A 26,317-nucleotide genomic window follows, 5' to 3' on the forward strand; every position below is an offset into this window, starting at 1 on the left:
CATGTTGCACCACCAACCACGCCATCAGCCTTTAAACCATAGCGTTTTTGTGCTGCTTTCACAGCGTTTTCAGTTAATATCCCAAAATATCCGTCTACACCACCTTTGAGAAAACCAAGCTGACTCAATCTTTCTTGTAACTTGGTAACTTCCGCATTACTCATACCGACACGCAAAATCGGCCATCCTTCTGTAGTGTACTGTACACCAGCCAGGCGGGTAGTTGGTGGAGTCAGTTGAGGGCGAGTTGTGGAAGATGGTTGAGTATTAGGAGGTTTTGCGGCTGGTTTGACAACCTGAGTCGTCGCCGGTTGAGTATTAGGAGGTTTTGCGGCTGGTTTCGGATTGACAACCTGAGTCGTCGCAGGTTTGATAACAGTAACAGGTTGGGTAGGAACAGGAAAACCACTGTTTACACTAGGTGTGGAATTGGGTAGTGTTACCGCCATTGCTTCATTAGGGAAAAGCCTCTGCCAAGTAGCAGCATCAACAATACCATCTGGACTCAAGCCGACTGTTTGTTTAAACTGAGAAACAGCATTGGCTGTATTGTTGTTATAAATGCCATCCACAGCACCTGAGTAAAAGCCCAAAAGCTTCAAAGCTGCTTGCAGTTCCGAAACACGCTCACCTTGACTACCAACCTTGAGGGTAGGGCGATTAATTACAACTTGTTGGGCAATTTGTAGCGGTGCTGCAACTGCTACTACAGGCGACGAGCCAATAAAAACAGACATACAAGAAAACAGTAGTAGCCCATAAATCTTACTGGCGCGAAATTTACAAAATGCCTTGGGTGACTCTAGGTGATTCATGATACTTGCTCTCAGGCTGTCTTTCATGGAAATTGCTCCCAGAATTTCTGTTGCTAATATTACAGCCGCTTGCGGCGATTGAGTAGTAGAGGCGAGTTAACTCTTAACTTGTACCTGTTCCTTGATGACAACTTTTGTAGGGTGGGCATTGTTTGTCTGCTGCTCAGAGCCTTAGTTTTAGGTTCTTGGCTGTGCATCGCCTGGAGTTTATTGAGAATAGTGCAAGATACGAGTTAACTTGTACCTGTTGCTTGATGACAACTTTTGTAGAATGGGCATAGTTTGAGATTTGCTCAAACTCTTAGTTTAAGTTGTTGGCTGTGCATCGCCTGGTGCTGAGTAAGTAGACGGAATTATTGATCAAATTCAAGATTGTAGGGGTTTAGCATGGCTAAACCCCTACTGTGAACAACTTTACTGCCACTCATAACTCATCATTCAAGAATTGCACGATTTATCGCCTCTTCTTGACCAACTAAAGACAAATAAGGTTCCTGTAAGTAGCGACTTGCCACCATTAAAGCATCTTGAGAACTCACAGCCGCAATTAATTCTTGAAATTGACTATCAAAGTCGATTCCTAAACCTAAAGTTTCGTACCAGCCGTAGATTTGGGCGATTTGTCCGTTAGTTTGTTTACCTAGAGCATACTGTCCTAAAATTTTGTTTTTCGCCGCTTGTAAATTGGTTTCAGTTACTTCTGTATGACAAAGTAACTCTACTTCTGTACGCAAACCTTCTAGGGCTATAGTGGTATTTTCGGGTGCTGTCCCCATATACACGACAAATGAAGCTGGATGTAGCTTAGTTGGGTAAAATGCTGAGACTTCGTAAGCTAAACCGCGTTTTTCTCGTAACTCCACAAACAAGCGACTAGATAAACCATTCCCCAAATAGGTACACAGCAACTTCAAAGCTGCGTAGTCGGGGGAACTCACCGACGCGCCCAAATAACCAAGCATGACAATAGATTGCTGTGTTTGTAGAGGCTGTAACTGGTGTTGTGGCTGTAGTCGGATTTGTGGTAAATTTAATTTTGGTAGGGTTTGGTTGGGAACTTGCCAATCACCAAACACTGATTCTATTAAAGCTACAGCTTCATCAAGTGTGATGCGTCCAGCGATACTAATTACTAGATTATCTGGACGAAAATAAGTCTGGTGATACTGGATTAAATCAGCTTGGGTGATGCTGTTGACAGTGCTTTCATCACCGAGTATCGACATTGCATAGGGATGATTTTGGTACATTACCCGGCGCATTTGTTCCATCGCTAGAGCAAAGGGTTGCTCAGTTTGGGAACGGATATGATTGATAATTAAACGCCGTTCCAATTCTACTTGAGTAGTGGGGAAGGTAGGCGATCGCAAAATCCGCCCTGCTAACCCTAGTATGTGCGGAAAATCTGCCGTTACCGTCTTCAACGACATTAAAAAATAATCAGTCGAAGTATCTGCACTCAAACTAGCTCCCACAGACTCGACTTCTTCCGCAATTTCTAAGCTAGAAAGTCCATCACATCCCTTAGTAATCACAGTTGCTAGCAAATGCGCCAACCCAGCTTTTTCTCGTGGTTCGCTGCAACTCCCAGCCCGGATAAACATTCGCGTCGCCACAATATCAGCCACCGGATTTTCAGCGACTAACACCACAATACCATTATTTAATACAGTCCGATGAATAGAAGCGTTAGATAAAGAATTATTCACAGTTTGAGTCATTAGTTATTAGTCATTAGTCATTAGTCATTAGTCATTAGTTATTAGTCATTAGTCATTAGTCATTAGTTATTAGTCATTAGTTATTAGTCATTAGTCATTAGTCATTAGTCATTAGTTATTAGTCATTAGTCATTAGTCATTAGTCATTGGGGACGGTTGACGGTTGACGCTTGACTGGGTAAGAGTTTTTCTTCCTCATCCCCCTCATCCCCCTCATCTCCCCAGTCCCCAACTTAACAAGGTTTCAAAACAGTTACGGCGTAATTTTGCAGTGAAAGATACTGTTTAGCTAATTGTTGCAGTTCTGGAGGCGCAAATGAGCGAATTTGCTGCGGATATGTCACTGATAATTCTGCTTGGGCAATGGTGTTATAATATCCATACATCCCCGTGAGTTGATTGGGTGTTTCCGTCGAAAAAGCATACTCGTTACACAACAATCTACGTGTACGGGCTAATTCTTGCTCATTAATGCCTGTGCTTTGTATATCATCCAAATGACTGAGAATTAAGTTTTCAACTATTTCTACATTTTCGGGTTCTAACCAAGCGGTAATCGTAAATAAGCTTGATTCTCGTTGTAGAGAAAAATTACAACAAATTCCCTGGACTAATTGCAATTCTTCTCTTAAATCACGCACTAAACGCGAAGTCCGCCCTTGAGCCAATAACACTGATAATAAATCTAAACCGTAGGCAGTGCGGAGTTGTTCTACTCCTGGTACTACCCAGGCTAATAACAGCCTTGCTTGTTCTAAACGTGGTAAATGTATTTCTTGACGTTGTATACCGTTAATAACTGGCTTGGCTGCTGGTGTGATTTGCGGACACTGCACAGGTGCGGCAAAATTCGCAAATGAACGATTTACCAAATCCCAGGCTCGCTGTTGCTGAATACCTCCCGCAATTACTACCGTCATGTTTTCTGGTTGATAGTAAGCACGGTGAAAACAGCGCATTTCCTCTGGCGAATGTTGGATGAGTTCTTCCTCACTTCCCAAAATTGAACGCCCATAAGGATGATTTTGGTAAACGCTTTGCAGCAACAATTGAAACCCTACCCAGTCAGGATCATCATAACTGGCGCGAATTTCTTCTAGAACTACATCCCGTTCCCGGCTAAACTCATCCTCTGGAATGGCGGCGTTAAGTAGTAGTTCTCCTAAATGGGGGAGAGTATCTTCTAAGTAGTTAGCAGCAGTAGTCAAGGAATAATTAGCATAATCGTAGCTTGTCGCCGCATGACTCACACCACCCGTATTTTCAATATTATGGTCGAACATTCCCGGTGCTAGGGTGGCTGTACCTTTAAAAATCATGTGTTCTAAAAAGTGCGCCATCCCGAACCAAGGTTCTGGCTCGTGGAATGTTCCCGCCTTTACCCAAACATCAGCTACAACTACAGGAGTTGTGGAAATTTCTTGATGAATCAAGGTTAGACCATTATCTAACCGCAAGACCGAAGCTGGAAATAAAGGATGTGTTTGTTGCTGTTTTGACAATTTTTGGATTCTTAACTAAGAATTAATGTCTTTTTTTGTGATCATAACTCTGAATGGTATCTCAATTTGCATCAGGTTATACAGATGTGATATTTGGTCTGAGATGCAAGTAGTTCACATACCAGATAAATTATGTAGAGACTAAGCATGGCTAGTCTCTACAGTGCAAAATAAGGTGCATCTATGGCTACGCCACGCAAGCTACATCAATAAACGGTTTTAGTCTTGTAGGGTGCGTCAGACTGTTTAAATGCTGTCAATAAACGTATTTTTGATATCTGACGCACCCGACGAAGATGCTAATTAAAAATATTAAAGCTTCCCAGTTTTACTTAACTTAGGAAGCTTAAAATTTTAAGTTCACCGCAACGCCGTTTTACCTAAGTTTATGACCTGGTTAAACCAGGTGGGTACCGATTTTCTTCGTTTAAAGTTTCTGGGTACTTGCCCAGTCTACTGCCACGAAGGACGTTTGGTTCCCTTTTTCTTAAAGACATAGATCAAAAAACTTGATGGCAGTCACCAACGTCGCAGTGTAACTCAAACCATTATAGCTTTATCTCATTGGTTGTGTAGTGTGTTAGGAAATTTTTTTCTTGTGAGGTTTGTGGTAAGGACTAAAGTCCTCACTACAAACAGCCTCTAATACCAGATAGATTCTACGATGTGGGCGATTTCATCGGCTAGGGTTTGGTTATGCTTGTCTAACAAGAGTGTAACGTGTCCTAGTTTGCGCCCTGGGCGGGCTTCTGTTTTGTTGTACCAGTGGAGGTGCGCTTGGGGAATTGCTGCTAATTTTTGGCGTTTGTCTTGGTAGTCGCTGTGTGAAGTTTCGTAACCTAAGAGGTTGACCATGACTGCCATTGCACAGTTTAAATTAGGATTACCTAAAGGTAGTCCACAAACGGCTCTCAGATGTTGCTCAAATTGGGAGGTTTGACAGGCATCTAGGGAAAAATGCCCGGAATTGTGGGTGCGGGGGGCGATTTCGTTGACTAAGACTTTGCCTTGTGGTGTAAGAAATAATTCGATGCCGAAGACTCCGACTGCTTGCAAGCTGTTTAATAAAGTGTGGGCGATCGCCTCCGCTTCTGCTGCTTGTTCTGGTGTAATATCAGCAGGGGCTATGACTCGCCGACATACTTGTTGTTCTTGCTGGGTTTCTACCACTGGATAGATGACAACTTCCCCATCTACGGAACGGGCAGCAATTACCGCTAGTTCCCGTTCAAAGGGTACAAATTCTTCGATTAAATATAGACTTTGGCTCGGTTGTTGGCTGTGATTAATCGCTAATTTCTGCTGCAAAGTCTCTAAATCATCGATGATAAAAGTCCCTTGTCCATCATAACCGTGACGGCGAGATTTTAACACTAACGGAAATCCTAAAGCTGTGATTTTTTCTGTCAGGTTTTCCTGCGGTTCAACGGCGAAAAATTGCGGAACTGGTAGCCCCAAATCCCGTAAATAACAACGTTGATGATATTTATCTAATAAAGGTGATAATGCTGCTAACCGAGGACGGAAGTAGACACCTTGTTGTGCTAACAGTGATAATGCTGCTAAATCCACAAATTCATTTTCAAAGGTGATGACATCGCTTTTGGCTGCTAATAATTTTGTAGCCTGAGCATCATCAACTGCTGCTAATACAGTATCTTGGGCAATGGTAACAGCTGGGTCTTGATGACTAGGAGTTTGTACAATTAATTCTACACCTAGTTTTTTGGCTGCACCTCCCATCATCCAAGCTAGCTGCCCACCACCAATTACACCTACACGCTTCATTAACATCCTAAAGAATCACGAGTTGCTATGCCTGTTTGAGAATTTACTCCGCTAGCTTTGGTACACAGTTCTTTAATTTGCGCTTTATCTAAAATTGCATCAGTAAAGTCTGCACCTTTGATGTTGACATCGTTAAAGATGGCACGGAGTAACAGGGCTTCTTTAAAAACGGCATCGCTTAAATCTGCCCCTGTTAAGTTTACCTGATCCACCATTGCATTAGTTAAATCTGCTTGGTGGAGATTTGTTTGTGTCATTACGGAAGCACTTAAGACTGCGCCTCGCAAATCAGCACCTGTAAAGTCTGTCATTTCTAAGTTAGCGTTAGAAAACTCCGCCGCTTGTAAACTATCCCCGGCAAAATTATGTCTAGAGAGTTCTGCATTGCTAAATGATAGGGGATGTGTCCAGTCTGCTAACGCTGGGGATGGCAAGCACAATACTATGATCCCACATACTAAAACCAATAATTGCCGCCAAAACATCTTTAGGTAGTTAGTTTTGTGATTCATTGTGGATTTTCCCCATTTTCAGGCGTTTTGCATCTAGCTTAACATTTTGTCATAAAAGTCTGTTTTTGGAGATAAATATTCAGAGATTGATAACTAAAGGCTGAGGGATAATGAAGTAAATACAACTCTAGATAGTAGATAAATCATCACTTTAGGAGTTATTAAAAGTATTAAGTCAACTTGTCAAGTAATGGCTCAGTCATTGATTTACAATTCTTGATTTTTCCGGTGGATGTTGAGGATATATATTTGTACTCAATGTCAGCGATCGCCATCCAATTTACAATTCTTCAATTTGGATTTTTCAAAGTAAAGTTTATTGTCATTTATGTGGGACTGGGAATGTTGACTGCTAATCTTTAATCAAGGCGAGCATTAAGCATGATTGATGTTATCTTTCTGATGCTTAAAAAGCTCTATCGGGGGAGTATTAACCATATTTTTATATTTGAGTGTTGAACTATCGCTAAATCTTGAGTATATTTATCTTCCCTAACTAGACTAATTCAACAAGCTACTTAAGTAATTGCAATCATGACACACTACTCTATTGAATGGATCGAAGCATGGTGCCAAGCAAATGGCTGGACAGAACTATTTGTAGAGCGACGCAATCATTATTGGGCGTTTCCTCCGGGTTGTGTCATGCCCGAACCAATCCCTAATCATGTGCTGAGAGAAATTAAATCTGAAAAAGGGCTAACAAGGGAAGAAAAATGGTGGTCATATACAGCTTTAATTAGCACGATAGTAGCTGTTATTACTACCTTGGTATTTAGATGTCCGATGCCCTTGGTTTTTGCTTTCGCCCTCAATGCTGTTACCGTGGCTCAACTTGAACCAGAAGATGCTTAAATTAGACTGTAGACTACATGAAGAGCGATAGTCAAGTCTAGTAGGATGCCTGTAAGAACAAGCACCCCAGTGACGGAAGATGAAAGAAGCTAACGCGGGGAATCGCTTGAGGAAATAGGGAACAGGGAACAGGCAACAGGCAACAGGGAACAGGCAACAGGCAACAGGCAACAGGGAAAAGTTCAGCATCGAAAACTGATCATAAGTAATTAGCCGGACATGATATCACCACTAAAAACCAGCTTTGATATCTGCTATTGCTCCCTGCGTCATTGCCGCAATTATTCGCTCTGTTGTTTTAGGTAAGTAATAATATTTACCTCCTGCCCGTTGTGCTATCTCCTTGGGAAACCCACTAGAAATAAACTTATTTTCTGTATCAATTACTAATAACTGCATTCCTAATGTACTAATTTTGACAGCAATATCTAGCACTTCCCCCTTAATATCTGGTTGCTCTTCGTCCAGAAACGGTTGACCTAGGGAGCGTGACAGGGGAATATTCGCCCCACCATCGGTAATCAGTACGATGACAACTTGACCAATATCTTTGGATTGCATGGCGTTTAAACCGACTCGCACAGCCTGAGCCAGAGCGTGAGCCAGGGGAGTACCTCCACCACAGGGTAGGCAGTCTAGACGTTTGTGAGCGGTGGTAATTGAACGAGTGGGAGGCAACAACACCTCTGCACGCTCACCCCGGATGGGAATTAAAGCGATTTGGTCACGGCTGCGGTATGCTTGCCCTAGCAATTGCAAAGCTGCACCTTTGGCTGATTGCATTCGATTCAAGGCCATTGAGCCAGAAGCATCAACGACAAAAATCACCAATGCTCCGGCTTTGCGGGCTAATCGCTTCACTCGGATGTCGTCATCTTCAATAATCACCCGGCGACCTGGCTGACGTTGGTGACGTATCTTTTGGTGGGGAGCAGCAGCTCGCAAGGTGGCATCTATAGCAATCCGTTGAATTTTTCCCTTGGGAAACATCGGCTTGACATAGCGTCCTCGGTCTTGGGAAAAAATCAGCCCACGTCCCCCTGCTTTACCCTGTCTGCGGTGGGCGATTTTAGCAAAGTAAAGCACCGCCGGGTCAAGGATCACTCCTTCTGGGGTAAAGACAAATTCTTCAGGGATACTTGGTGTTTCCTGTTTGGTTTCCTCTTGGGTTTCGGTGTCTGTTTGTTCTGGTTGTTCTGGTTGCGGTTGGGGTGGTGCTGGTGGTGGCTGTTCTTTTGTCACCTCAATTACTGTTGCTCTGGGTATAATTACTAATTCTACGGCATGGCGCAAATCCTCAGCATTCACTTCTAATCGCCCATTCAAAGCGGCACTAGCTTTCGCAACTCGCAGTGCAAACAATTCGGCGCGATGTCCCTGCACCTGACCGCGAATAGCTTCGTTGACTAAGTAGGCAATTTGCTCACGTTGAACTCGTACATTTTTGAGTAATGCTCGCGCTAGAATAATTTGGGTTTTGAGGTCGGCGATGTCTTCGGCATATTGCTGGAGAAATTTTTGCGGAGACTCTGCGTAACTGACAACTTGCTCCACAGCTTGGACGCGCTGATCTATACTCAAAACTTCATCAGCAGAAAGGGCGATCGCAATTCTATCTAATAAATGTTCTCGTAGTTTACCTTCTTCTGGGTTATAGGTGGCGATAAATAACGGTTTGCAGGGATGTTGAAAACTAATGCCCTCCCGCTCAATTTGGTTACATCCCTCAGCTAAAATAGCCAAGAGCGGATTAGCAATATGTTCCTCCAGCAAATTAATCTCATCAACATACAAAATCCCCCGGTGTGCCTGTGCGAGCAATCCTGGTTGAAATACCGTCTTTCCCTGCTTGATTGACTGACTCACATCCACTGAACCTAGTAATCTATCTTCAGTCACACCCAAGGGGACTTGCACAAAAGGCGCGGGAATTACTTCTGTTGGCAGTAAGGAGAAATTAGTTTGTCCATCCTGCTGCTTCCTGCCTCTTGTAACTGTTTCATCATCCCACTCATCTGGTTTATTGGGGTCACAGTTGCAGCAAGAACCCTGAATTACTTCAATAGGGGGAAGCAGTGCATGGAGAGCGCGAGCCATTACTGATTTAGCTGTACCACGACGACCAGAAATGACCACCCCTCCCAAATCAGGGTCTACTGCTACGATTAATAACGCTAATTTAATCGCCTGATGACCAACTATAGCTGTCAGGGGAAAGGTGGGAATTACGGATGAGTAACTCGATAAATTCATGGGGTGATAGCATGGAATGTTAGCTGTAAATGGGCGATTTTAGCTGGTGTTTTTGTTTAATCAGACATAAAAATTTATCTGTTCTAAAGCATTGAACCAGCCATTTTCTACAGCTAATATTGCTAGGTTAGTCCAAATCAAAACATGATTGTGTTGTCTATTTTGATAGATATATATTAGCTCTGACAGAAACAGATAAAACTCACTCTTTAGGTGTAAGAGTTTGTCTGCCTTTCAGTCCCCAGTCACTAATCCCTTCTAAACTTGCTGCATATAATAGTCAAAACGTTGGCGCAGTTGTTCAATGCTTAAATTCTGCGTCCAGTATTCTACCAGTGCGTGACCAAATGCCCTAGCATTGCGCTCTGGTGTGCCTGGATTTTCTAACAGTAACGGCCACAAAGATAATAAGTCAAATTTGAGCGTGTTTGAGTCTTCTGTCTTTAACAATGAGAACAAATCATAAGCCATTTGCAGTTTACCAATGACAATTGGTAACTGTTCTACGGGGATTTGTTCGGCTAGGATGTAAGCTAATGTGGGCGAACCTGTGGACAGTGTAGCAATGAACTGAAGTACAGGACTTTTGAGCATTGCTGTTAGTCCTTGGGTGGTTGCCATTTGCAAGGTGTAATGCTCGATGATTTTGGCAGCTGCTACGGTTCGGGCTTCGAGGTTACGCAAAAACCGGGCTAGTCGCAGTTGTTTGGCTGGTGCGATCGCTTCTATTAATCCCAAGGATAAAGCATCAATTCCCCAAGCAATTCTACCACTGGCAATATCACCTGTGACCACAGGTAAGACTAATTGACAAAAATCACCCAATAATTCGGCACGATAGGCTGTAGCTTCCCGAATCGCGATTTCTTTGGGTCTGTCGCCTGTTTGCCAATCATAAGGCGGTTGCCATTCTCGCATCGGACGCAGCTTATCTACTTGTGTGACAACTGCGATCGCTGGGATATCTGCAATTATATCTTTGATGGCTTGCAAAAAATCTACATCCATTTGCAAGGCGGGATCAAGCACGGGATTCACTAACAGCAACAAATCAGCGTTAGTGGCATAATCTAACACCATCTGCCGCAAATCCTCCCGCTTCACTTGTTCGTATCCTGGGGTATCCCATAGATGTAGGGTTTCGCCGTCTTGGGTTTGCCAGTGATAATCCTGAATTTGGTCGGTGCTGGGTAATACATCAACTTCTGCGATATCACCTTGAAACAGGGTGTTAATTAAACTGCTTTTTCCTGCGCCTGTTCTGCCCACAAGTAAGATACTGACTGGTTTTTGTTCAACTTTTTCGACTGGTTGGGCTTGGCTGAGGATGTTTTGCAGAGTTTGAGTTTTAGCTTTAGGTAAGGTGGGTGTGGAAACTGTGGGGGTTTCGATAGCGATAGTTTCACCACCGTAGAGGGCGATCGCCTGTTTACACAGATTCCGTAAAGCCGCTTCTCGGAATAATTGCCCCAAATTCGCCAATAATTGCTGATTTGCCTGATTAGTGTAACCTTTAGTAGCCCGGTTAGCTACTGCTGCTACAGGATTTAAAACCCACTGCGCCCAACTCCAAGCCCGCCAAAACTTCCGGGCTGATGGTTCTAACTTGCGGTAGACTTCGTAGGCTTGATAAGCTTGTCCTACCGATACCTGATTGAGAACAGGTGATAACTTTTGCATCCATTGATCTAAATCATCCACCGTTCCCCGTATCAGTCCATAAGCTTGGGGAACGTAGATATTTAGTAAAGGATATTTCACCTCTGGATGGTAGATATGGGCAACAGCTACAACTAAATCTTGACAACGTTGCCAAAATGTTGTCCAATCTTCCCAAATCGGGCGATCGCTTTGTGAGGCTGTGAGGACTTCTTGTAGTGCGGCTTCTGCTTGTTGGGTAGCATCACTACTGACTGGTGTGGTGGTATTCTCAATCTGGGATGTCAGTTCAACCTTAACCTCTGCTAATGCTGCTTCTACTTGTTGAATTACAGGTTTAGTCCACCGCACCAACAACCAACGCCAACCCAAAAATACCACGGTGAACACACCCCAAATCCAATTGATCCCCCAAGCATGGATTTGCATTCCCGCCGCTACCAGTAAGAAAACGATGATGGCTGTGATTGGTGTAGCCAATATTACCCACTGCCAAAGCTTTAAACGCACCATAATCTCATACCTACTTTTGTTAGATTGCTGATATTGCCATTTTCACTCTAGTCATTAGTCATTAGTCATTAGCAGGACTTATGCAAAATATCTCTCAAACCCTATTTCCTTCGTGTTCTTTCCTTCGGAACGCTTCGCGAACGTTTCTTCGTGGTTCATTATTCCGTGACTTGTGCGTAAGTCCTAATTAGTTATTAGTCAGTAGGGGCGGGTAAGCTGCGATAATCTGTATAGCCATGAAAGTTCTTAGTAAACCCGCCCGTACATTAGTCATTAGTTTCTTTCCTCCGCTTCCTCCGCTCCCCCATCCTATGAATAAGTTTAAGATTGGCTAGTGATTAATTGGCGATCGCTACAATTAAAACTATCATTCCGACCAAAATCGCCACACTGCCAATCAACAGATATACCACCCCTAATATCCGGGCTACCCAAGGGTGAAGAGATGTTTTATGTCCCTGAATTGCTAGCGATCGCCAATAAACACCACAGCATGGGGACAAACTTAACGTAAAATTAATCTTTATCCAGCAATTGCTCATTTCTTCTACCCCATGCTTTGCGACTACCTGGTACAAATTCTGACGGCTCGTGTGTATGATGTTGCTCAGGAATCTCCTCTGGAGTATGCCCCCAATCTGTCTGCTAGATTGAATAATCAACTCTTGTTGAAGCGCGAGGATATGCAGTCTGTATTCTCGTTTAAACTGCGTGGTGCTTACAACAAGATGGCAAACCTACCGCCTGATTTACTCGCACAAGGCGTAATTGCCGCATCGGCTGGAAACCATGCTCAAGGTGTGGCTTTGGGTGCAAAGCGGTTAGGAACTAGAGCCATTATCGTTATGCCTGTGACTACGCCGCAAGTTAAAGTAGATGCAGTCAAAGCCAGAGGTGGCGAGGTGGTTTTGCATGGTGATACTTATGATGATGCCTATGCTTACGCCCGACAACTTGAAGCTGAAAAAGGTTTAACCTTCATTCATCCTTTTGATGACCCCCATGTGATTGCCGGACAGGGTACAATTGGCATGGAAATTTTACGCCAATATCAGCAACCGATTCATGCCATATTTGTGGCTATTGGTGGCGGTGGGTTAATTGCTGGAATTGCGGCTTATGTCAAACGCATCCGCCCAGAAATTAAAATTATAGGTGTAGAACCCGTTGATGCGGATGCCATGCACCAGTCATTAACAGCCGGAAAGCGGGTGAGGTTGTCGCAGGTGGGTTTATTTGCGGATGGGGTAGCAGTGCGGGAAGTTGGGGAAGAAACCTTTAGGTTGTGTCAGGAATATGTAGATGAGATTATTTTAGTAGATACAGATGCCACTTGTGCGGCGATTAAGGATGTGTTTGAGGATACACGCTCAATTTTAGAACCTGCGGGAGCATTGGCGATCGCTGGCGCAAAAGCTTATGTAGAACGGGAGCAAATCCAAGGACAAACTTTAGTAGCTGTCGCCTGTGGTGCAAATATGAACTTTGACAGACTGCGCTTTGTGGCGGAACGAGCCGAATTTGGCGAACGTCGCGAAGCCATTTTTGCAGTCACTATTCCCGAAGCACCAGGAAGTCTGCATAAATTTTGTGAATGTATTGGCAGACGCAACCTGACAGAGTTTAACTACCGCATCGCCGATGAGAAAATCGCCCATATTTTCGTCGGGATGCAAATTCAAAACCTTGCTGATAGAAGCAAGATGGTAGAAACCTTTGAAACTTGTGGTTTCCCGACTCTTGACTTAACCGATGATGAACTGACAAAACTGCATTTGCGCCACATGGTTGGCGGACATTCTCCCCTAGCTGATCATGAATTACTCTACCGTTTTGAGTTTCCCGAACGCCCTGGTGCATTAATGAAGTTTGTCGCCTCTATGAGTCCTAATTGGAATATTAGTATGTTCCACTACCGCAACAACGGCGCAGATTACGGACGCATTGTGGTAGGAATGCAAGTCCCACCGCAGGAAATGCAGGAATGGCAAGCGTTTCTGGATACCCTTGGTTATCGCTATTGGGATGAAAGCCAAAACCCGGCGTATAAATTGTTTTTGGGTTGAGTGGGTTAGTGTATGCGATCGCCTGATATTATCGCTGAGTTTGACTATGACCAACAAGGCGATCGCATCTGTTGTAGATTGAAGATATCAGGTGTCGCCTTAAGCTACACCATAATCTGTATACTGACGCTTGTAAGGAGCTTGTAAACCCAGGACAATATCCTCTCGTGGTACTCCCATCATCACTAATTCCTCTGCTGGATTGCGATCAGTTAAATTCTGTTGCAGCCAGATTTTACCATCTTTAATATCAAAGTGCATGACGCATCGATAAATCCGATTAAATCCTTGCCAACCTACATTCATCCATTGATAATGATTGCGTTCTGTGTCTAAAATCAGTTGCACTTCCACATCATTATCTGAAACATCATCACTGGCGTAGTTAGTCAACAATGTTTTAACTAATTCTTGATATTTTGCTATTTTATCCACTCTACAATCACCTCATTCTCTGGATCATAAACAATTAACAACACTTGATACTGTTGTATCGCAGTTTTAGTAAATTCAAGTTGAAAAAATATTTTGTAAGTATCCAATGGAACTGCTAAGTATAATACTCGCTCTGGTTCATATCCTGCTAACGCTAGACGGTAACTGAGGAATTGTCCCAAAGCAGAGTAAAAATCTGTAATTGGTGAAGGATTTAAAAAGCTTTTGATTTCAATTGCTATTTTTTCATTTCCTTTTTCTGCGGCAATGATTTTTTCTGCACCTAAATCAATTTGGAAGTTGACTTCCCCGAATTTAAATTTTAATGGATCACTTGTAACGCTCCATCCTTCTTTCTGTAAAGCTTTTTTAACTGATTCATGAAAAATATCTTTGGCTGACACAAGTAAAACCAAATATCTTTTTTATAAATTCTAACGCACTAGGAATGATTATTATTAATCTGACGCTCCCTACTAATACCAATTCTCTATGAAGTTGCACAGAAAAACAATGTAGAGACTAGCCATGCTTAGTCTCTACAGCGCAGAATAAAGTGCATCTATGGCTACGCCACGCAAGCTACATCAAGAAAGGGTATAAGTAGGTCAACATAATTAAAGATAAAATGATGATGGTATAGATACCCGACTTCTTTGAGAAGTCGGGTATCTGGATATTACGTTGCGTAAGTCCTGTAACTTTTACCCAATCAAAAATCAACAATCAACAATCAACATTACCCTTAATTTACCGATAAATCCTCAGCCGTAATTAAAGTTAACTGAGAATTATCTAACTTGTCGATGTCATGCACAATACGATTAGCTTGTTTTTCAATGGTGCGCTCAAATAAAGCACGGGCAAAACGTCCATTACCAAAAGTTTTGTCTCGGTTGATGTAAGCTAGTTCAAAGGTGGCTTGTAAGATAATATTGGCTGAGGAATCAAGGATATAGCCATTATCTTGACAGAATTTTTTGAAGATTAATAATAACTGATTCGGAGTGTAGTGATCAAGATAAAATAATCTATGCAGACGGGATTTAAAACCGGGGTTAGATTCGAGTAAACGATCCATTTCTTCATTGTACCCGGCGATAACTACCGCCAAGCGATCGCGGTAATCTTCCATGCGTTTAATTAATATCTGCAATGCTTCTTTGCCATAGTCATTCGGGCTATCTTCGGGAGCTAAAGCGTGGGCTTCATCAATGAACAATACACCGTCTAAAGCTTGCTGCACTGCATTTTCTACTCTGAGTGCAGTTTGTCCAATATATCCACTAATAATCCCGGCGCGGTCTGTTTCTACAACGTGTCCACGCTCCAACAAACCCAATTGTTGATATAATCGCCCCACTAAACGCGCAATTGTGGTCTTACCTGTTCCTGGTGGCCCGGAAAGCATCAGGTGTAGTGAAGTTTCTACGGTTTTCAGTCCTCGGTTTTGGCGTGCAGTTTGGACTTTGAGGAAGTTTGCTAAAGAAAAAAGTTGCTGCTTGGTGCGTTCATGTCCCACTAACGCCTGTAAGTCTGCAAACACTTTTTCTATGCTATCATTATGTGGTGGTTCATGCTCAACAAAAGAAGCTTTGGTTTCATAGCGGGAATCATAAAGTTCTGAATTGAAATCACAGAAGTCTTTTTCTGTATCAGGCGCACTTACCATCAAGCTGTGAACTTTCATTTTGATAGTGTCATGGATAACGAAACCAAAATTTCGTCCGGGGACATCCATTAATTTATCGGCGGGAAACTTATCTACAAGGGTACTGTTGATGTAAAATTCGACAAAGTTACCCACACGGCAGATTTCTAGTAAGTTTACAGCATCACCCTGTTGGATGCGATCGCAGCGTTTCCAGTCTGTGTAGTTAATAAAGTTACCGTTTTTGACTTGAGCAATGCGATAATCACCATCACCAGAAATCACAAACTCAAAGAAATTGCGATCGTCTAACAGTCCCCAGACAAAACCGTACCCGTGATTATCTACACCAGCAGCTTTTTCTAAAACTATATGAATATGAAAATCAGTTCTGTCATAAAAGAACTCCGCCGAGTTCCACGATAGCCAATAGGCATCACCTGTACGTTTGTGGTCAAATACATAATGACCCACTTCCATGTAAAGGCTACACTCTGAACTATCCCGTGTCACCCAGCTACAGCGATTATCTTGAAAGTGTTCTTCAAAAATTAGCATTGCGTTCCTCTGTAGCCTGTGTCTAGAATCAGCTGCTAGTTATTTCATTCTAAACACGGCGTAACAGACTCATTTGCTGGTTAAAGCCGCAAAATTATCTCCCAACAAGCATTTTAGGCTTTAGAACCCATGTTCTTTAGTGTTGGAGAATCTTGGGAGGCTGGGGATTAGGGATTAGGTAAAAAATTCTACCTTGTCTATTATCTAGCAGCTTGCTCAACAATTAGTGTCAACCTTCTTTTGATAGATTCAAAACTTGTATATTCAAATAATTAACTGGTTTTTCTTTCAAACAAAAGCTGGAGAATATAATTATTTATTCTAGATATTATTTCGACTCAAGATAGAGATATATTTCTTGGTTTTTACCGACAATAAAACTAATAATAAATAATTAGGTTATAAGAAAATGATCGACAAAATTGTGAAGGCTTGCAAAAGCATATTAGCTGTTGCTGGGCTGGCTATCTTAGTACAACCACAGTTAGCATTAGCCGCTACACCAAAACAAGATAATTTTACATTATCCGGCAAACCTCTAGCTGGTATCGCTACTCGGTCAATTTCAGATGACTATCAAGCATTTTTTCAAAACAACCAGACTATATCTACAAATTTGGTGAGCAATTATAATGACATTTTCACTGTCACCAATGAAAATGCAGGTGTGTGGCGAATCAATGAGAATGTCAGACTATTGGTTAATCAACCACTGGTAGAACCAACAGCCCCTTCTGTGAGAATAGGTGATAGATTTCAAGGTGTGGATAGAGCCGAGATACGTTATGACATTTTTAACTTCGATGCCATTCAATAGGAGATAAAACGGATTGTCATGCTCATAAATATCGGGGAAAAGAGAGTGATAGGTAACACAGTTTTATGTTGGGGATGTATCCGAGATTTGCAACTTGAGACTATGCACTCTCAACTCTCCATAATTAATCTGTAATTAATCTGCGATCGCCCACCGGACATAAGGACGAAAAGCCGTTACAGTTTTATAGACAATCTCGCTAGCAGGTGCATTAATATTCCGCACATCTACACGAAAATATGCTTTTTTATTGTTAAATTCTACATTGTAGAAAGCATATTCTTTTGAACTGGCTTTCCCTACACAAGTCGCATAGTTACTGTTTAAAGTTGAAACAAATTCTACAAACCGCTTATTTTGAGACGGTACTAATTTTGTTTCATTGGCAAAGACTCTAGTATCTGCAATTACAGTATGTTCTGCGCCACCTTCATAGGGTAGTCCTATCCACCACAAACCAACAGTTTTGGGACAATTACCCCTAGTGCGTTGTACCTGTAACTGCACATTGGGTGTAAAAATCGGCCCTGGTTGTGACTGTGGTTGTGCAGGTGTTTTGGTTGTAATTGTTCCTACTACAGCTAATGAAGATAAAATCCCAGCAAGAGCGATAATTTGAGTTAGTTTTTTCATAAAACTAAGTATTAAAATTCCAGCTACTTCTATAACAATGACTCGATACTTTAAATAAAAGTGCCATTAACTGTAAAAGTATCGTACCTTCAGTTACAGTTTTGCTGGAGGAAAGTAAGCCACAATGTTGATTAATCAATACGCAGCCCTTTTTAATCAATAATGCTGCTGTTACATGAAACCTAGAATTATAGTTTGTGGCTTAGGACGTACTGGATATAAAATCTTTCGTTTGCTCAGACAACAGGGAGCGTTGGTTGTGGGTATTCATCACAAACCCATCCCTGGCGAAGCAGCAGGCGACGTGATTGTGGGTAATTTATGTGCAGCTGCTACACTAACAGCAGCAGGAATTCATGAAGCGCACACCTTAGTTATCGCTAGCTCAAATGATGAAATAAATTTATCAATCATGATGCAAGCACGGGTACTAAACTCTCGCATTCGCATCATCAACCGTTTATATAATACGAACTTAGGTGAACGTCTGGATCAAACATTATCAGACCACTTAAGCATGAGTGTTGTGAGTTTAGCAGCACCATTATTCAGCTTTGCAGCTTTAGGAAATCAAGCGATTGGACAAATTAAGTTATATGAGCAAACTTGGCCGATTCAAGAAGAATATATTAATGAATATCATCCGTGGTTAGGACGTAAATTAAATGATTTGTGGGCAGATTCAACCAGGATACCGATTAATTATTTACCCATAAAAGGTGAGGTAAATTTAGTAGGGGCAGTGCTGTCGGGAGAAGAATTAAAAGTAGGCGATCGCCTAATTGTTGCTATCCAACCCCGCATCCGTTCCACTCGCAGATCCTTAATTAAAAAACTGCTGAAAATATTTACCAGTCTGCGACATTTTCGACAACATGGGCAATCAGTCGTAGTAGGTGCAATTGTGCTATTGGCAGTGATTTTAACTGCTACACTCACCTATATGTCTACTGAGTTAAGTTTGTCTGTAGTCGATGCGTTATACTTCTCCGTAGGCATGATTACCGGCGCAGGTGGTAATGACAAAGTTGTAGAAAACGCTCCTAACAGTATTAAAGTTTTTACAGTGGTAATGATGCTAGTAGGGGCAGTGGTGATTGGCATTTGGTACGCCATGCTGACCGATTTTGTCTTGGGTAGTCGGTTTAAACAATTTTGGGATGTTGCCCGTGTACCACAACGACATCATTATATAGTCTGTGGCTTAAGTGGTATTGGTAATAGAATTGTCCAGCAACTCCATGCTAATGGTTATGAAGTAGTAGTTATTGAAACAGACTCGAATAACAGATATATTAACTCTGTGCGTGGGCTAGGTATTCCCGTAATTCAAGGTGATGCTAGTTTTCGCACCATCCTGCAAACTAGCAATGTCACCTCGGCGGCGGCTGTGCTGACTGTCACTAATAATGATGCCACTAATTTAGAAATTGCCCTCAAAGCTAAAGGTTTAGCACCCAAAATACCAGTTATTGTCCACTACGCTGATCCTGATTTTGCCGGGATGGCACAACAAGTATTTGACTTTGAGGCTGTACTCAGTTCCGCAGAATTAGCAGCACCAGCCTTTGCTGCGGCGGCTTTGGGTGGGCGTGTTCTCGGTAATGGCATCACCGCAGATAGACTGTGGGTAGCCTTTGCTACTTTAATTACACCATCACATCCTTTTTGCGGTAAGTTAGTCAAAGAAATAGCCATGTCTGCCGACTTTGTACCGTTGTATGTAGAAAGCAATGGTCAAAGCCTCCACGGTTGGAATTTATTAACAAGTTACCTCAATGAAGGTGATGTTTTGTATTTGACGATGCCAGCTAATAAGTTATATCAATTGTGGCGTAATGAGCGAGTTTGTGGTACACAAACTTATCCTTAAAGGATTTTATCACGTCCTAAAATCTAAAGGTTCTCCATCAATTCAAGACATTTGTGCATCTGTTGACGCATGGTATCAACATCAGCGTGAAATCTCCGCCCGTGTCCTGGTAGCACCCATTCAAAGGTGTAATTTGCCAATTTTCGCATAGATTTAATTTGTTCTGACCAGGAATACCAGCAGTAATCACGAAATGCTGCTAACTGATGCTTGCTTTCTGACCAGGCGAGATGGTCGCCAGTGAACAGAAACTTATTTTTGTATAATAAAACTGTGTGTCCTTTTGTATGACCTGGAACGGGAATAATTAATAAATCTGGCTGAAATTCTATAGGGTCTAAACCCGTTAATTGTATTTCTACATGGCGAGTCCCCGCAGAAATATCATCAGTATGAAGAATGCGATCGCACTGAAAATGTTCAGTATACTTTTCATGATCTGCCACATCATCCTGATGGCTTAAATACAGATAACGAATTCCCCCCATTGCTTCTATCTGTTTGACTAAAGGCGGTGTAAATCGGGGAGAATCTACTAATATATTTCCTTCTGAACGCTGAATTAAATAGCTAGCTGCACCATAGGATTTTTCGGAGTGATAGCCGCAATGATAAACATTTTCTGCTACTAAAATCGGAAAACTTTCTTGAGCCAGTTTGATATCTTTGGGTTTTTCAACTGTGCCGATAGAGCTAGTTGGACAAGCTAAAAGTGCTTGCAATGCAGCTAATCTTTCTGCTTCATTGGTTGGTTGATGATGCACTGCCGATTGTTCATCAACACGATAAAATACTTCAGGAGTCATCCAGCGACAGGTATCACAATCAATACAGCTAGTATCAACATAAAAATCGCCGGTGACATTTTGGGGACGACGAAGATTTAAATGCGCCATGTTATCCTCTGCTTGCCTAGCTAACCCCTATCTCACCACGCTAGCAAAATTCACCAGGGTTTATCAGCACCAGTCGAGGTAAGTCTTAATTTATGTATCAGGAAACTCCTGTGGGATGGTCATCTTGACCGTCCTGTGCGGGCATCTTGCCCGCACCACAAGAAATAATTAACTAAGAGGATGTCTGAAAAGTATTTTTAGTAACACCAAAGTCACTCAAACCTAACCCCCCAGCCCCCCTTCCCTACAAGGGAAGGGGGGTTTAAAAGCCTCTCTCCTTGCAGGGGAGAGGTTTGGAGAGGGGTTTTTAGTATCTTTCTTAACTTCTCAGACATCCTCTAAGATTTAGCCTCTAAAACCAGGGACTAATCTCTTAAGTGCGCGTCCAGCAACATCACTATAAGAAAGTTCACCACACAAAACTTGACCCATGACTTTTGTACTCGAAGGACGCTTGATACCAGCTTGATAACCAACGCCAGGAAAGCGATAAAATGCGCCAGCTAATTTTTTAGCCCAAGCCATTTCCGCACCCCATCGTTCATGGATAATCTCAGTGTATTGCTCTAAGGCGTTGATATCACCAGATAGTGCCTGATCAAGCATAGCGGCGGCTATTAAACCGCTAAAAATAGCGGGACGAATCCCTTCGGCGGTCATCGGATCAACTACACAAGCTGCTTCACCAGCTAACACAGCGTTTTGGGTATGTAGTTTTTGATTACCATCCCACAGGCAAAGCGGATGACCATATTGCTTACTATTTTTCATATCTAAATTAAATGACTGGGCGTACTCAGCCACAATTTTTTTAAAGTCTTGGGGTTCTCCACCGATAAATGTACCTACGCCAATGGAATAACCATCAGCTTTGGGAAAGTTCCAGATATAGCCGTTTTTTACTAAACCAAATTCAAAATGAATTGTAGATTTATCTGCCACATCCGTCGCTACTTCTGCTTCTAAAGCACCAGCGAGGCGGCGTTTACGGTCTTTGAAGCCTAGCCATTTTGCCATCGGCCCTTTTGCACCATCGGCGGCGATCAGGTAGCGACCGGTAACGGGGCCGTTGACTGTGTTTACTTGCCAGTGGTCGCTGTGAAATTCAATACCTGTAACTTCTGTGTTGTCTTGTAGTTGTGCGCCTTGTTTCTGGGCTTGCTGCACTAAAAAATGGTCAAAAATATCCCGTCGCACCATCCAGACTGGTTCTTTTGTCTCAATTTTTGCTTCTACAGGATCATCTAGTTTCCAGGTAAAGCGAATCGAGTCTACTTTGACGGAAATGGCTGGGGTAAAGTCAAAGTCAAACCACTGAGCGATCGCTGGTGACAAACCACCACCACAGGGTTTATATCTAGGTAGGGATTCTTTTTCTAAAATTAATACTGAACGCCCTTTTTTAGCTAAATGATAAGCAGCTGTTCCCCCTGCTGGCCCAGCACCCACAATGATGGTGTCGTACATAATTCAAAATTTAAAATTCAAAATTCAAAAACTCAGTTTTCAGGCAAAAGGGGAAAGTTTCCCAGGAAAAAGCGATATAAATCTGCTTTTTCCCTTTGCCCTTTCCCCTTGTCATCGATGACAGGAAACTATTTAGACAGTGGTAATGTCTTTTTCTTTTTCTGCCAGTAACTCGTCAATTCTGGCGGTGTATTTGTTGGTCAGTTTTTGCAGTTTATCTTGTAAGTCTTTAGACTCATCTTCGGAAATTTCGGCGTTTTTCTCTTGTTTACGAATTGAGTCTATGGCATCCCGGCGGATGTTACGAATCCCAACACGACCTTCTTCAGCATACTTAGCTGCCAGTTTGACAAATTCTTTACGGCGTTCGGTGGTTAGTGGTGGTATGTTGAGCCGAATTACAGAACCGTCGTTGCTGGGTGTTAAACCTACATCCGAGAGAGAAATGCCTTTCTCTATCAGGCTTAAGCTGCTTTTGTCGTAAGGCTGAATCAGTATTGTTGTGGCATCTGGTGTACTGATATTTGCTAGAGATTTTAACGGTGTAGGTGAACCGTAATACTCTACCATGACTTTATCTAGCAAGCTGGCATTAGCGCGACCAGTACGGATGGTGTTGAAGGCTTCTTGAGTTGCTCCAACAGTTTTTTGCATTTTACTTTCAGCTTCAGCTAATTTCACACGAACCTCCCACAAGGGTACCGATAGATTCTCCTAAAACTGCCCGGCGAATGTTGCCGCGCACTGTTAAGTCAAAGACTAAAATAGGGATATTGTTTTCTTTGCACAAGGCGATCGCGGTACTATCCATGACTCGCAAATCGTTCGCTAACACATGAGTGTAGGTGAGACTGGTGTACCGTTTAGCGTTAGGATTGATTTGGGGATCAGCATCGTAAACCCCATCTACCTTAGTAGCTTTAAAAATTACTTCTGCATCAATTTCTGCCGCTCTTAATGCTGCTGTCGTATCTGTAGTAAAAAATGGGTTGCCAGAACCAGCACCAAAAATAACCACCCGTCCTTTTTCTAAATGACGGATGGCTCGACGACGAATATATGGTTCTGCTAGTTCTTGCATAGCGATCGCAGTTTGTACCCGCGTCTGTACTCCCATCCTTTCCAGCGAATCTTGCAGCGTCATCGCATTCATGACTGTGGCAATCATACCAATGTAGTCAGCAGTTGCTCTGTCCATCCCTGCTGACGCTGCTTTTACGCCCCGGAAAATATTGCCACCGCCCACGACGATGGCAATTTGAACGCCACTGGCTATCACCTCTGCTATTTCTTGGGCTATCTCTTCTACCACTTCTGGATCAATGCCATAGCCCATGTTGCCCATTAAGGCTTCACCGCTCAGTTTAAGTAAAACCCGTCGGTAATTCGTTCCCATGAAGTCACGCTTTCTCAAAAAAGTTGCAATTGCCTCCAATTTAAGATAACAGCACAGTGACTACCTATGTCTAGATACGCCAAATTAATGAAGTTCCCACTGGTTCCGTCTCAGGTATGAGGATTTCTTCCCCTTTCCACAAAGCTGCGATCGCATTTCTGAGATAGTCTTCACCTTGGGAAAATGGTTTGTCAGGATGATTGTCAATCTGTCCTCTATATCGCAATATACCACAACTATCGATCAGGAATGCCATCGGGGTTTTAGTCGCGCCTAAACTCCGACTCACTTCTTGGGTGGAATCCCACAAGTAAGGAAAATTCAACTGGTGTTCCTGAGCAAACATTTTCATCTTTTCCAACTTCTGCCCAGGATATTCCGTATTCTCACTGGCATTTATCCCTATCAGTTGGAATCCCTCTGCTGCCAATTCTGTTTGGATATTTTTTAATCTGCTGAGATATAACTTTACATAAGGGCAGTGGTTGCACATCGAAATCACACCTACTGCACGCCATTTTTCTAAATAACGCCTCAGATGGTGTACTTGATTGTCAATTCCTGGCAGTTCAAAATCTGGTGCATAACCACCAACGGGAGTCTCAAGGATTTCTAGTGTAGTCATCTTCTTTTACTGGAAGGCACTAGCAACAAAAACATAGGTGGAGTTTTGCGTGAATTCTCAGTTGCAAATCACCTTGGGCAGATGCTTAATATTGAATATATCCTAAAAATAAATTTCGACATCGTACATTGTGAAACTACTGAAATCACCATCATGCTAGCTTCATCACCTGTGCCAATTATTGATAGCTTTTGCTTATATCCTACCTAGGATTATTAACAGTCTCGTTCTCAAATATCTATAGTCACTGCCTCAGCCACTCAAAATTACAAAATCGATAGTGTTTTATGCCTTCACCGACATAAAATAAAACTTTTCCTCCCCCAAAATCCTCACAAACTTTAAAAAAATCATATTTAGTTTAACTAAACTTTATGAGTCAAAAACATCCAAATCACATATTTCTGTTAACTAATACTTAAAACTGTACATCAATTCAATATAATTTCACCTGCGAGGTTAATTATGCTGAATGTACGCTTGAGTATTATCAATAGAAATCATATACAAGCCTAAATGGCGTTACAAAATCAAAATTTTATGTCAATATCAAAAGTAGGATTTAAAGAAAATAAAAAAATCAATGAAACTGCTTGTGGTGTTTAAAAAAGTAATTGGACTGCCGGGAAAACTTTGAGGCTAAAGTCACGTATCAGTATCAAGCCAAAAGTTAGTACAAATACTCTAGAGATGTAGTGATGATTGTGTAATGCGATCGCATGACTGACCATTTTATAGATTTTGCTTAGAACTAAAAACGCACATCCACCATGAGTGACTCGGCTGTTGGGTTGTTTATTTAATCTTCAGGTCTTGATTCCCATGACTACTTCTACAATCAACTTGTGTTCTACAAAAACCTGGATTTGGCAAGGCTTCCCCATTTGCTATCAAACTCAAGGAACTACTGGGCCGGCTGTTGTTTTAATACATGGCTTTGGTGCTTCTTGGTTACACTGGCGAAAAAACATACCTGTGTTAGCAGAAAATTGCCGTGTTTATGCCATTGATTTAATTGGTTTTGGTAGTTCAGCTAAACCAGAACCAGACACTAAAATTGCTTATACATTAGAAACTTGGGGACAGCAATTAGCAGACTTTTGCCGGGAAGTAGTAGGTGAGCCAGCTTTTTTAGTGGGAAATTCTATTGGCTGTATTGTAGCCATGCAAGCAGCAGTCAGTAACCCAGACATTGCTTTAGGTATTTCCTTGCTCAACTGTTCCTTAAGATTATTGCACGATCGCAAACGAGAAACCTTACCTTGGTCACGTCGTGTAGGCGCGCCTGCACTGCAAAGAGTATTATCCGTCAAGCCTATTGGCAATTTCTTTTTTAATCAAGTTGCTCAAGCAAAAACAGTCCGCAAAATCTTGTTGCAAGCTTATGCTGATCAGGCAGCAGTCACAGAGGAATTGGTGGATGTTCTCACAGCACCAGCCAGTGATCCTGGTGCTGTGGCTGTCTTCCTAGCATTTACCTCTTATTCTACAGGGCCTCTGCCAGAAGACCTTTTACCTTTACTACCTTGTCCAGCAATGATTGTATGGGGAACAGCTGACCCGTGGGAACCTGTAGATTTAGGTAGAGAGTTAGCCAATTATCCCCAAGTCCTCAAATTTATTCCCTTAGAAGGTGTAGGTCATTGTCCGCAAGATGAAGCACCTGAATTAGTCAACCCCATTTTACAAGATTGGATCTGGGAGCGCGTCAGAATATCGAAGACTCAAAAAATCCCCGCATAATTCTTCATTCATAGCAAAAAAACAAGTCTGATGTACTTTATCTGCATTACGCAGAGGTACAATTCAGACTTGTGATCATGGGTTGATGCTAGCGAGTTATCAACATTACATCATGTCTTCCATTCCACCATCAGTTTCTTCGCCATTTAAACACTTGGCAAATGGTGTTACTGTGATTATTTTACCAACAGCCAAACGTGCTTTTGCTGGCGCAACTGCTTCAGGCTCAGTTCCATCATCAGGTGGCTGAACTGAACCTGACTTATTACAGCCACATTTACCGCCAGCGAGAAGTTGCTGTTCATCTGTGGATAATTCGACCAATAAATCGGATGCAATTGTTTGACTAAACATGGATATTTACCTCACTTACGTTACCTACATAGGTGTTAATCACCTATGACTTATTTATAAAACTATTTGCTAGTAAATAAATTATTCTTTAGACATAAAAAAAACTATAATTCTTATGTCTTTAGATGTTGAAAAAATATAAACATTTGATTTTTCTGAACTGGATTAATTAGGACTTTTTCCTG

General features: G+C 42.1%; 23 protein-coding genes and 1 other RNA gene. 5 read left to right on the forward strand and 19 right to left on the reverse strand.

From position 1 onward, the window contains the following. The 6 genes from AACS98_RS01135 to AACS98_RS01160 form a co-directional block, all read right to left on the reverse strand. On the reverse strand, window positions 1-842 hold an 842-nt coding region (locus AACS98_RS01135; protein ID WP_066375277.1), incomplete at its 3' end, for a peptidoglycan-binding domain-containing protein. Between the two features lie 407 nt (window positions 843-1,249). After that, the gene (locus AACS98_RS01140; RefSeq protein ID WP_066375279.1) at window positions 1,250-2,536 is read right to left on the reverse strand and encodes a M16 family metallopeptidase; all 1,287 of its coding nucleotides are present in this window, start codon (window positions 2,534-2,536) and stop codon (window positions 1,250-1,252) included. A gap of 233 nt (window positions 2,537-2,769) precedes the next feature. Next, complete coding sequence (locus AACS98_RS01145; RefSeq protein WP_066375281.1) at window positions 2,770-4,038, reverse strand: M16 family metallopeptidase; 1,269 nt, start codon at window positions 4,036-4,038, stop codon at window positions 2,770-2,772. A 356-nt stretch (window positions 4,039-4,394) separates the two neighbouring features. Next, window positions 4,395-4,578: non-coding RNA, 6S RNA (gene ssrS / locus AACS98_RS01150), on the reverse strand. A gap of 102 nt (window positions 4,579-4,680) precedes the next feature. Continuing rightward, a complete protein-coding gene (locus tag AACS98_RS01155; protein WP_066375477.1) occupies window positions 4,681-5,826 on the reverse strand; it encodes a 5-(carboxyamino)imidazole ribonucleotide synthase in 1,146 nt (381 codons plus the stop codon). After that, on the reverse strand, window positions 5,826-6,311 hold the full coding sequence (locus tag AACS98_RS01160; RefSeq protein ID WP_066375283.1) for a pentapeptide repeat-containing protein: 486 nt from the start codon (window positions 6,309-6,311) through the stop codon (window positions 5,826-5,828). The genes AACS98_RS01155 and AACS98_RS01160 overlap by 1 nt, the downstream gene beginning before the upstream one ends. Window positions 6,312-6,872: 561 nt before the next feature. Here AACS98_RS01160 and AACS98_RS01165 point away from each other — a divergent pair. Beyond that, complete coding sequence (locus tag AACS98_RS01165) at window positions 6,873-7,193, forward strand: hypothetical protein (protein ID WP_066375285.1); 321 nt, start codon at window positions 6,873-6,875, stop codon at window positions 7,191-7,193. A 231-nt stretch (window positions 7,194-7,424) separates the two neighbouring features. Here AACS98_RS01165 and bchD read toward each other — a convergent pair whose 3' ends face one another. The 3 genes from bchD to AACS98_RS01180 all read right to left on the reverse strand — a co-directional run bounded on the left by bchD (window position 7,425) and on the right by AACS98_RS01180 (window position 12,160). Next, the gene (bchD, locus tag AACS98_RS01170) at window positions 7,425-9,446 is read right to left on the reverse strand and encodes a magnesium chelatase ATPase subunit D (protein WP_066375287.1); all 2,022 of its coding nucleotides are present in this window, start codon (window positions 9,444-9,446) and stop codon (window positions 7,425-7,427) included. A gap of 258 nt (window positions 9,447-9,704) precedes the next feature. Continuing rightward, window positions 9,705-11,618 (reverse strand): GTPase family protein, encoded by a 1,914-nt coding sequence (locus AACS98_RS01175; protein WP_066375290.1) that lies wholly within the window; start codon window positions 11,616-11,618, stop codon window positions 9,705-9,707. A gap of 338 nt (window positions 11,619-11,956) precedes the next feature. Beyond that, window positions 11,957-12,160 carry a hypothetical protein gene (locus AACS98_RS01180; RefSeq protein WP_157087478.1) on the reverse strand — a complete coding sequence of 68 codons (204 nt, stop codon included), beginning with the start codon at window positions 12,158-12,160 and terminating at the stop codon, window positions 11,957-11,959. 12 nt (window positions 12,161-12,172) lie between these two features. Between AACS98_RS01180 and ilvA the strand changes: the two genes are divergently transcribed. Continuing rightward, window positions 12,173-13,684 (forward strand): threonine ammonia-lyase, biosynthetic, encoded by a 1,512-nt coding sequence (ilvA, locus tag AACS98_RS01185; protein ID WP_066375292.1) that lies wholly within the window; start codon window positions 12,173-12,175, stop codon window positions 13,682-13,684. A 99-nt stretch (window positions 13,685-13,783) separates the two neighbouring features. Here the strand turns inward: ilvA and AACS98_RS01190 are convergent, their stop codons facing one another. The 3 genes from AACS98_RS01190 to AACS98_RS01200 form a co-directional block, all read right to left on the reverse strand. After that, window positions 13,784-14,119: a XisI protein gene (locus AACS98_RS01190; protein WP_066375295.1), complete on the reverse strand. Its 336-nt coding sequence runs from the start codon at window positions 14,117-14,119 to the stop codon at window positions 13,784-13,786. Next, window positions 14,107-14,523: a XisH family protein gene (locus AACS98_RS01195; RefSeq protein ID WP_066375297.1), complete on the reverse strand. Its 417-nt coding sequence runs from the start codon at window positions 14,521-14,523 to the stop codon at window positions 14,107-14,109. Before AACS98_RS01195 ends, AACS98_RS01190 begins: the two co-directional genes overlap by 13 nt. A gap of 341 nt (window positions 14,524-14,864) precedes the next feature. After that, complete coding sequence (locus tag AACS98_RS01200) at window positions 14,865-16,328, reverse strand: AAA family ATPase (RefSeq protein ID WP_066375300.1); 1,464 nt, start codon at window positions 16,326-16,328, stop codon at window positions 14,865-14,867. A 409-nt stretch (window positions 16,329-16,737) separates the two neighbouring features. Between AACS98_RS01200 and AACS98_RS01205 the strand changes: the two genes are divergently transcribed. Next, a complete protein-coding gene (locus tag AACS98_RS01205) occupies window positions 16,738-17,145 on the forward strand; it encodes a hypothetical protein (RefSeq protein WP_066375302.1) in 408 nt (135 codons plus the stop codon). A 135-nt stretch (window positions 17,146-17,280) separates the two neighbouring features. Here AACS98_RS01205 and AACS98_RS01210 read toward each other — a convergent pair whose 3' ends face one another. Then, the gene (locus AACS98_RS01210; RefSeq protein WP_066375303.1) at window positions 17,281-17,778 is read right to left on the reverse strand and encodes a hypothetical protein; all 498 of its coding nucleotides are present in this window, start codon (window positions 17,776-17,778) and stop codon (window positions 17,281-17,283) included. 175 nt (window positions 17,779-17,953) lie between these two features. Between AACS98_RS01210 and AACS98_RS01215 the strand changes: the two genes are divergently transcribed. After that, window positions 17,954-19,651, forward strand: coding sequence for an NAD-binding protein (locus AACS98_RS01215; protein WP_066375305.1), 1,698 nt, complete (start codon window positions 17,954-17,956; stop codon window positions 19,649-19,651). Window positions 19,652-19,674: 23 nt separating this feature from the next. On the opposite strand, the gene AACS98_RS01220 is transcribed toward AACS98_RS01215, so the two are convergent. From AACS98_RS01220 to AACS98_RS01240, 5 genes are all read right to left on the reverse strand, one after another. Further along, window positions 19,675-20,547, reverse strand: coding sequence for an MBL fold metallo-hydrolase (locus tag AACS98_RS01220; RefSeq protein ID WP_066375307.1), 873 nt, complete (start codon window positions 20,545-20,547; stop codon window positions 19,675-19,677). 345 nt (window positions 20,548-20,892) lie between these two features. Then, entirely contained in the window at window positions 20,893-22,014 is a 1,122-nt protein-coding gene (locus AACS98_RS01225; RefSeq protein ID WP_066375310.1) for a geranylgeranyl reductase family protein, read from the reverse strand. 132 nt (window positions 22,015-22,146) lie between these two features. Beyond that, window positions 22,147-22,695: a ribosome recycling factor gene (gene frr, locus AACS98_RS01230; RefSeq protein WP_066375312.1), complete on the reverse strand. Its 549-nt coding sequence runs from the start codon at window positions 22,693-22,695 to the stop codon at window positions 22,147-22,149. Next, the gene (gene pyrH, locus AACS98_RS01235) at window positions 22,682-23,410 is read right to left on the reverse strand and encodes a UMP kinase (protein ID WP_066375313.1); all 729 of its coding nucleotides are present in this window, start codon (window positions 23,408-23,410) and stop codon (window positions 22,682-22,684) included. The genes frr and pyrH overlap by 14 nt, the downstream gene beginning before the upstream one ends. A gap of 70 nt (window positions 23,411-23,480) precedes the next feature. Further along, a complete protein-coding gene (locus tag AACS98_RS01240) occupies window positions 23,481-24,035 on the reverse strand; it encodes a thioredoxin family protein (RefSeq protein ID WP_066375315.1) in 555 nt (184 codons plus the stop codon). An 822-nt stretch (window positions 24,036-24,857) separates the two neighbouring features. Between AACS98_RS01240 and AACS98_RS01245 the strand changes: the two genes are divergently transcribed. Beyond that, window positions 24,858-25,778, forward strand: coding sequence for an alpha/beta fold hydrolase (locus AACS98_RS01245; RefSeq protein WP_066375479.1), 921 nt, complete (start codon window positions 24,858-24,860; stop codon window positions 25,776-25,778). A 105-nt stretch (window positions 25,779-25,883) separates the two neighbouring features. On the opposite strand, the gene AACS98_RS01250 is transcribed toward AACS98_RS01245, so the two are convergent. Continuing rightward, the gene (locus tag AACS98_RS01250) at window positions 25,884-26,132 is read right to left on the reverse strand and encodes a hypothetical protein (protein WP_066375317.1); all 249 of its coding nucleotides are present in this window, start codon (window positions 26,130-26,132) and stop codon (window positions 25,884-25,886) included. Between the last annotated feature and the right edge of the window lie 185 nt (window positions 26,133-26,317).

The sequence above is a fragment of the Anabaena sp. CA = ATCC 33047 genome (genome assembly GCF_963870205.1).
Classification (GTDB): domain Bacteria; phylum Cyanobacteriota; class Cyanobacteriia; order Cyanobacteriales; family Nostocaceae; genus Trichormus.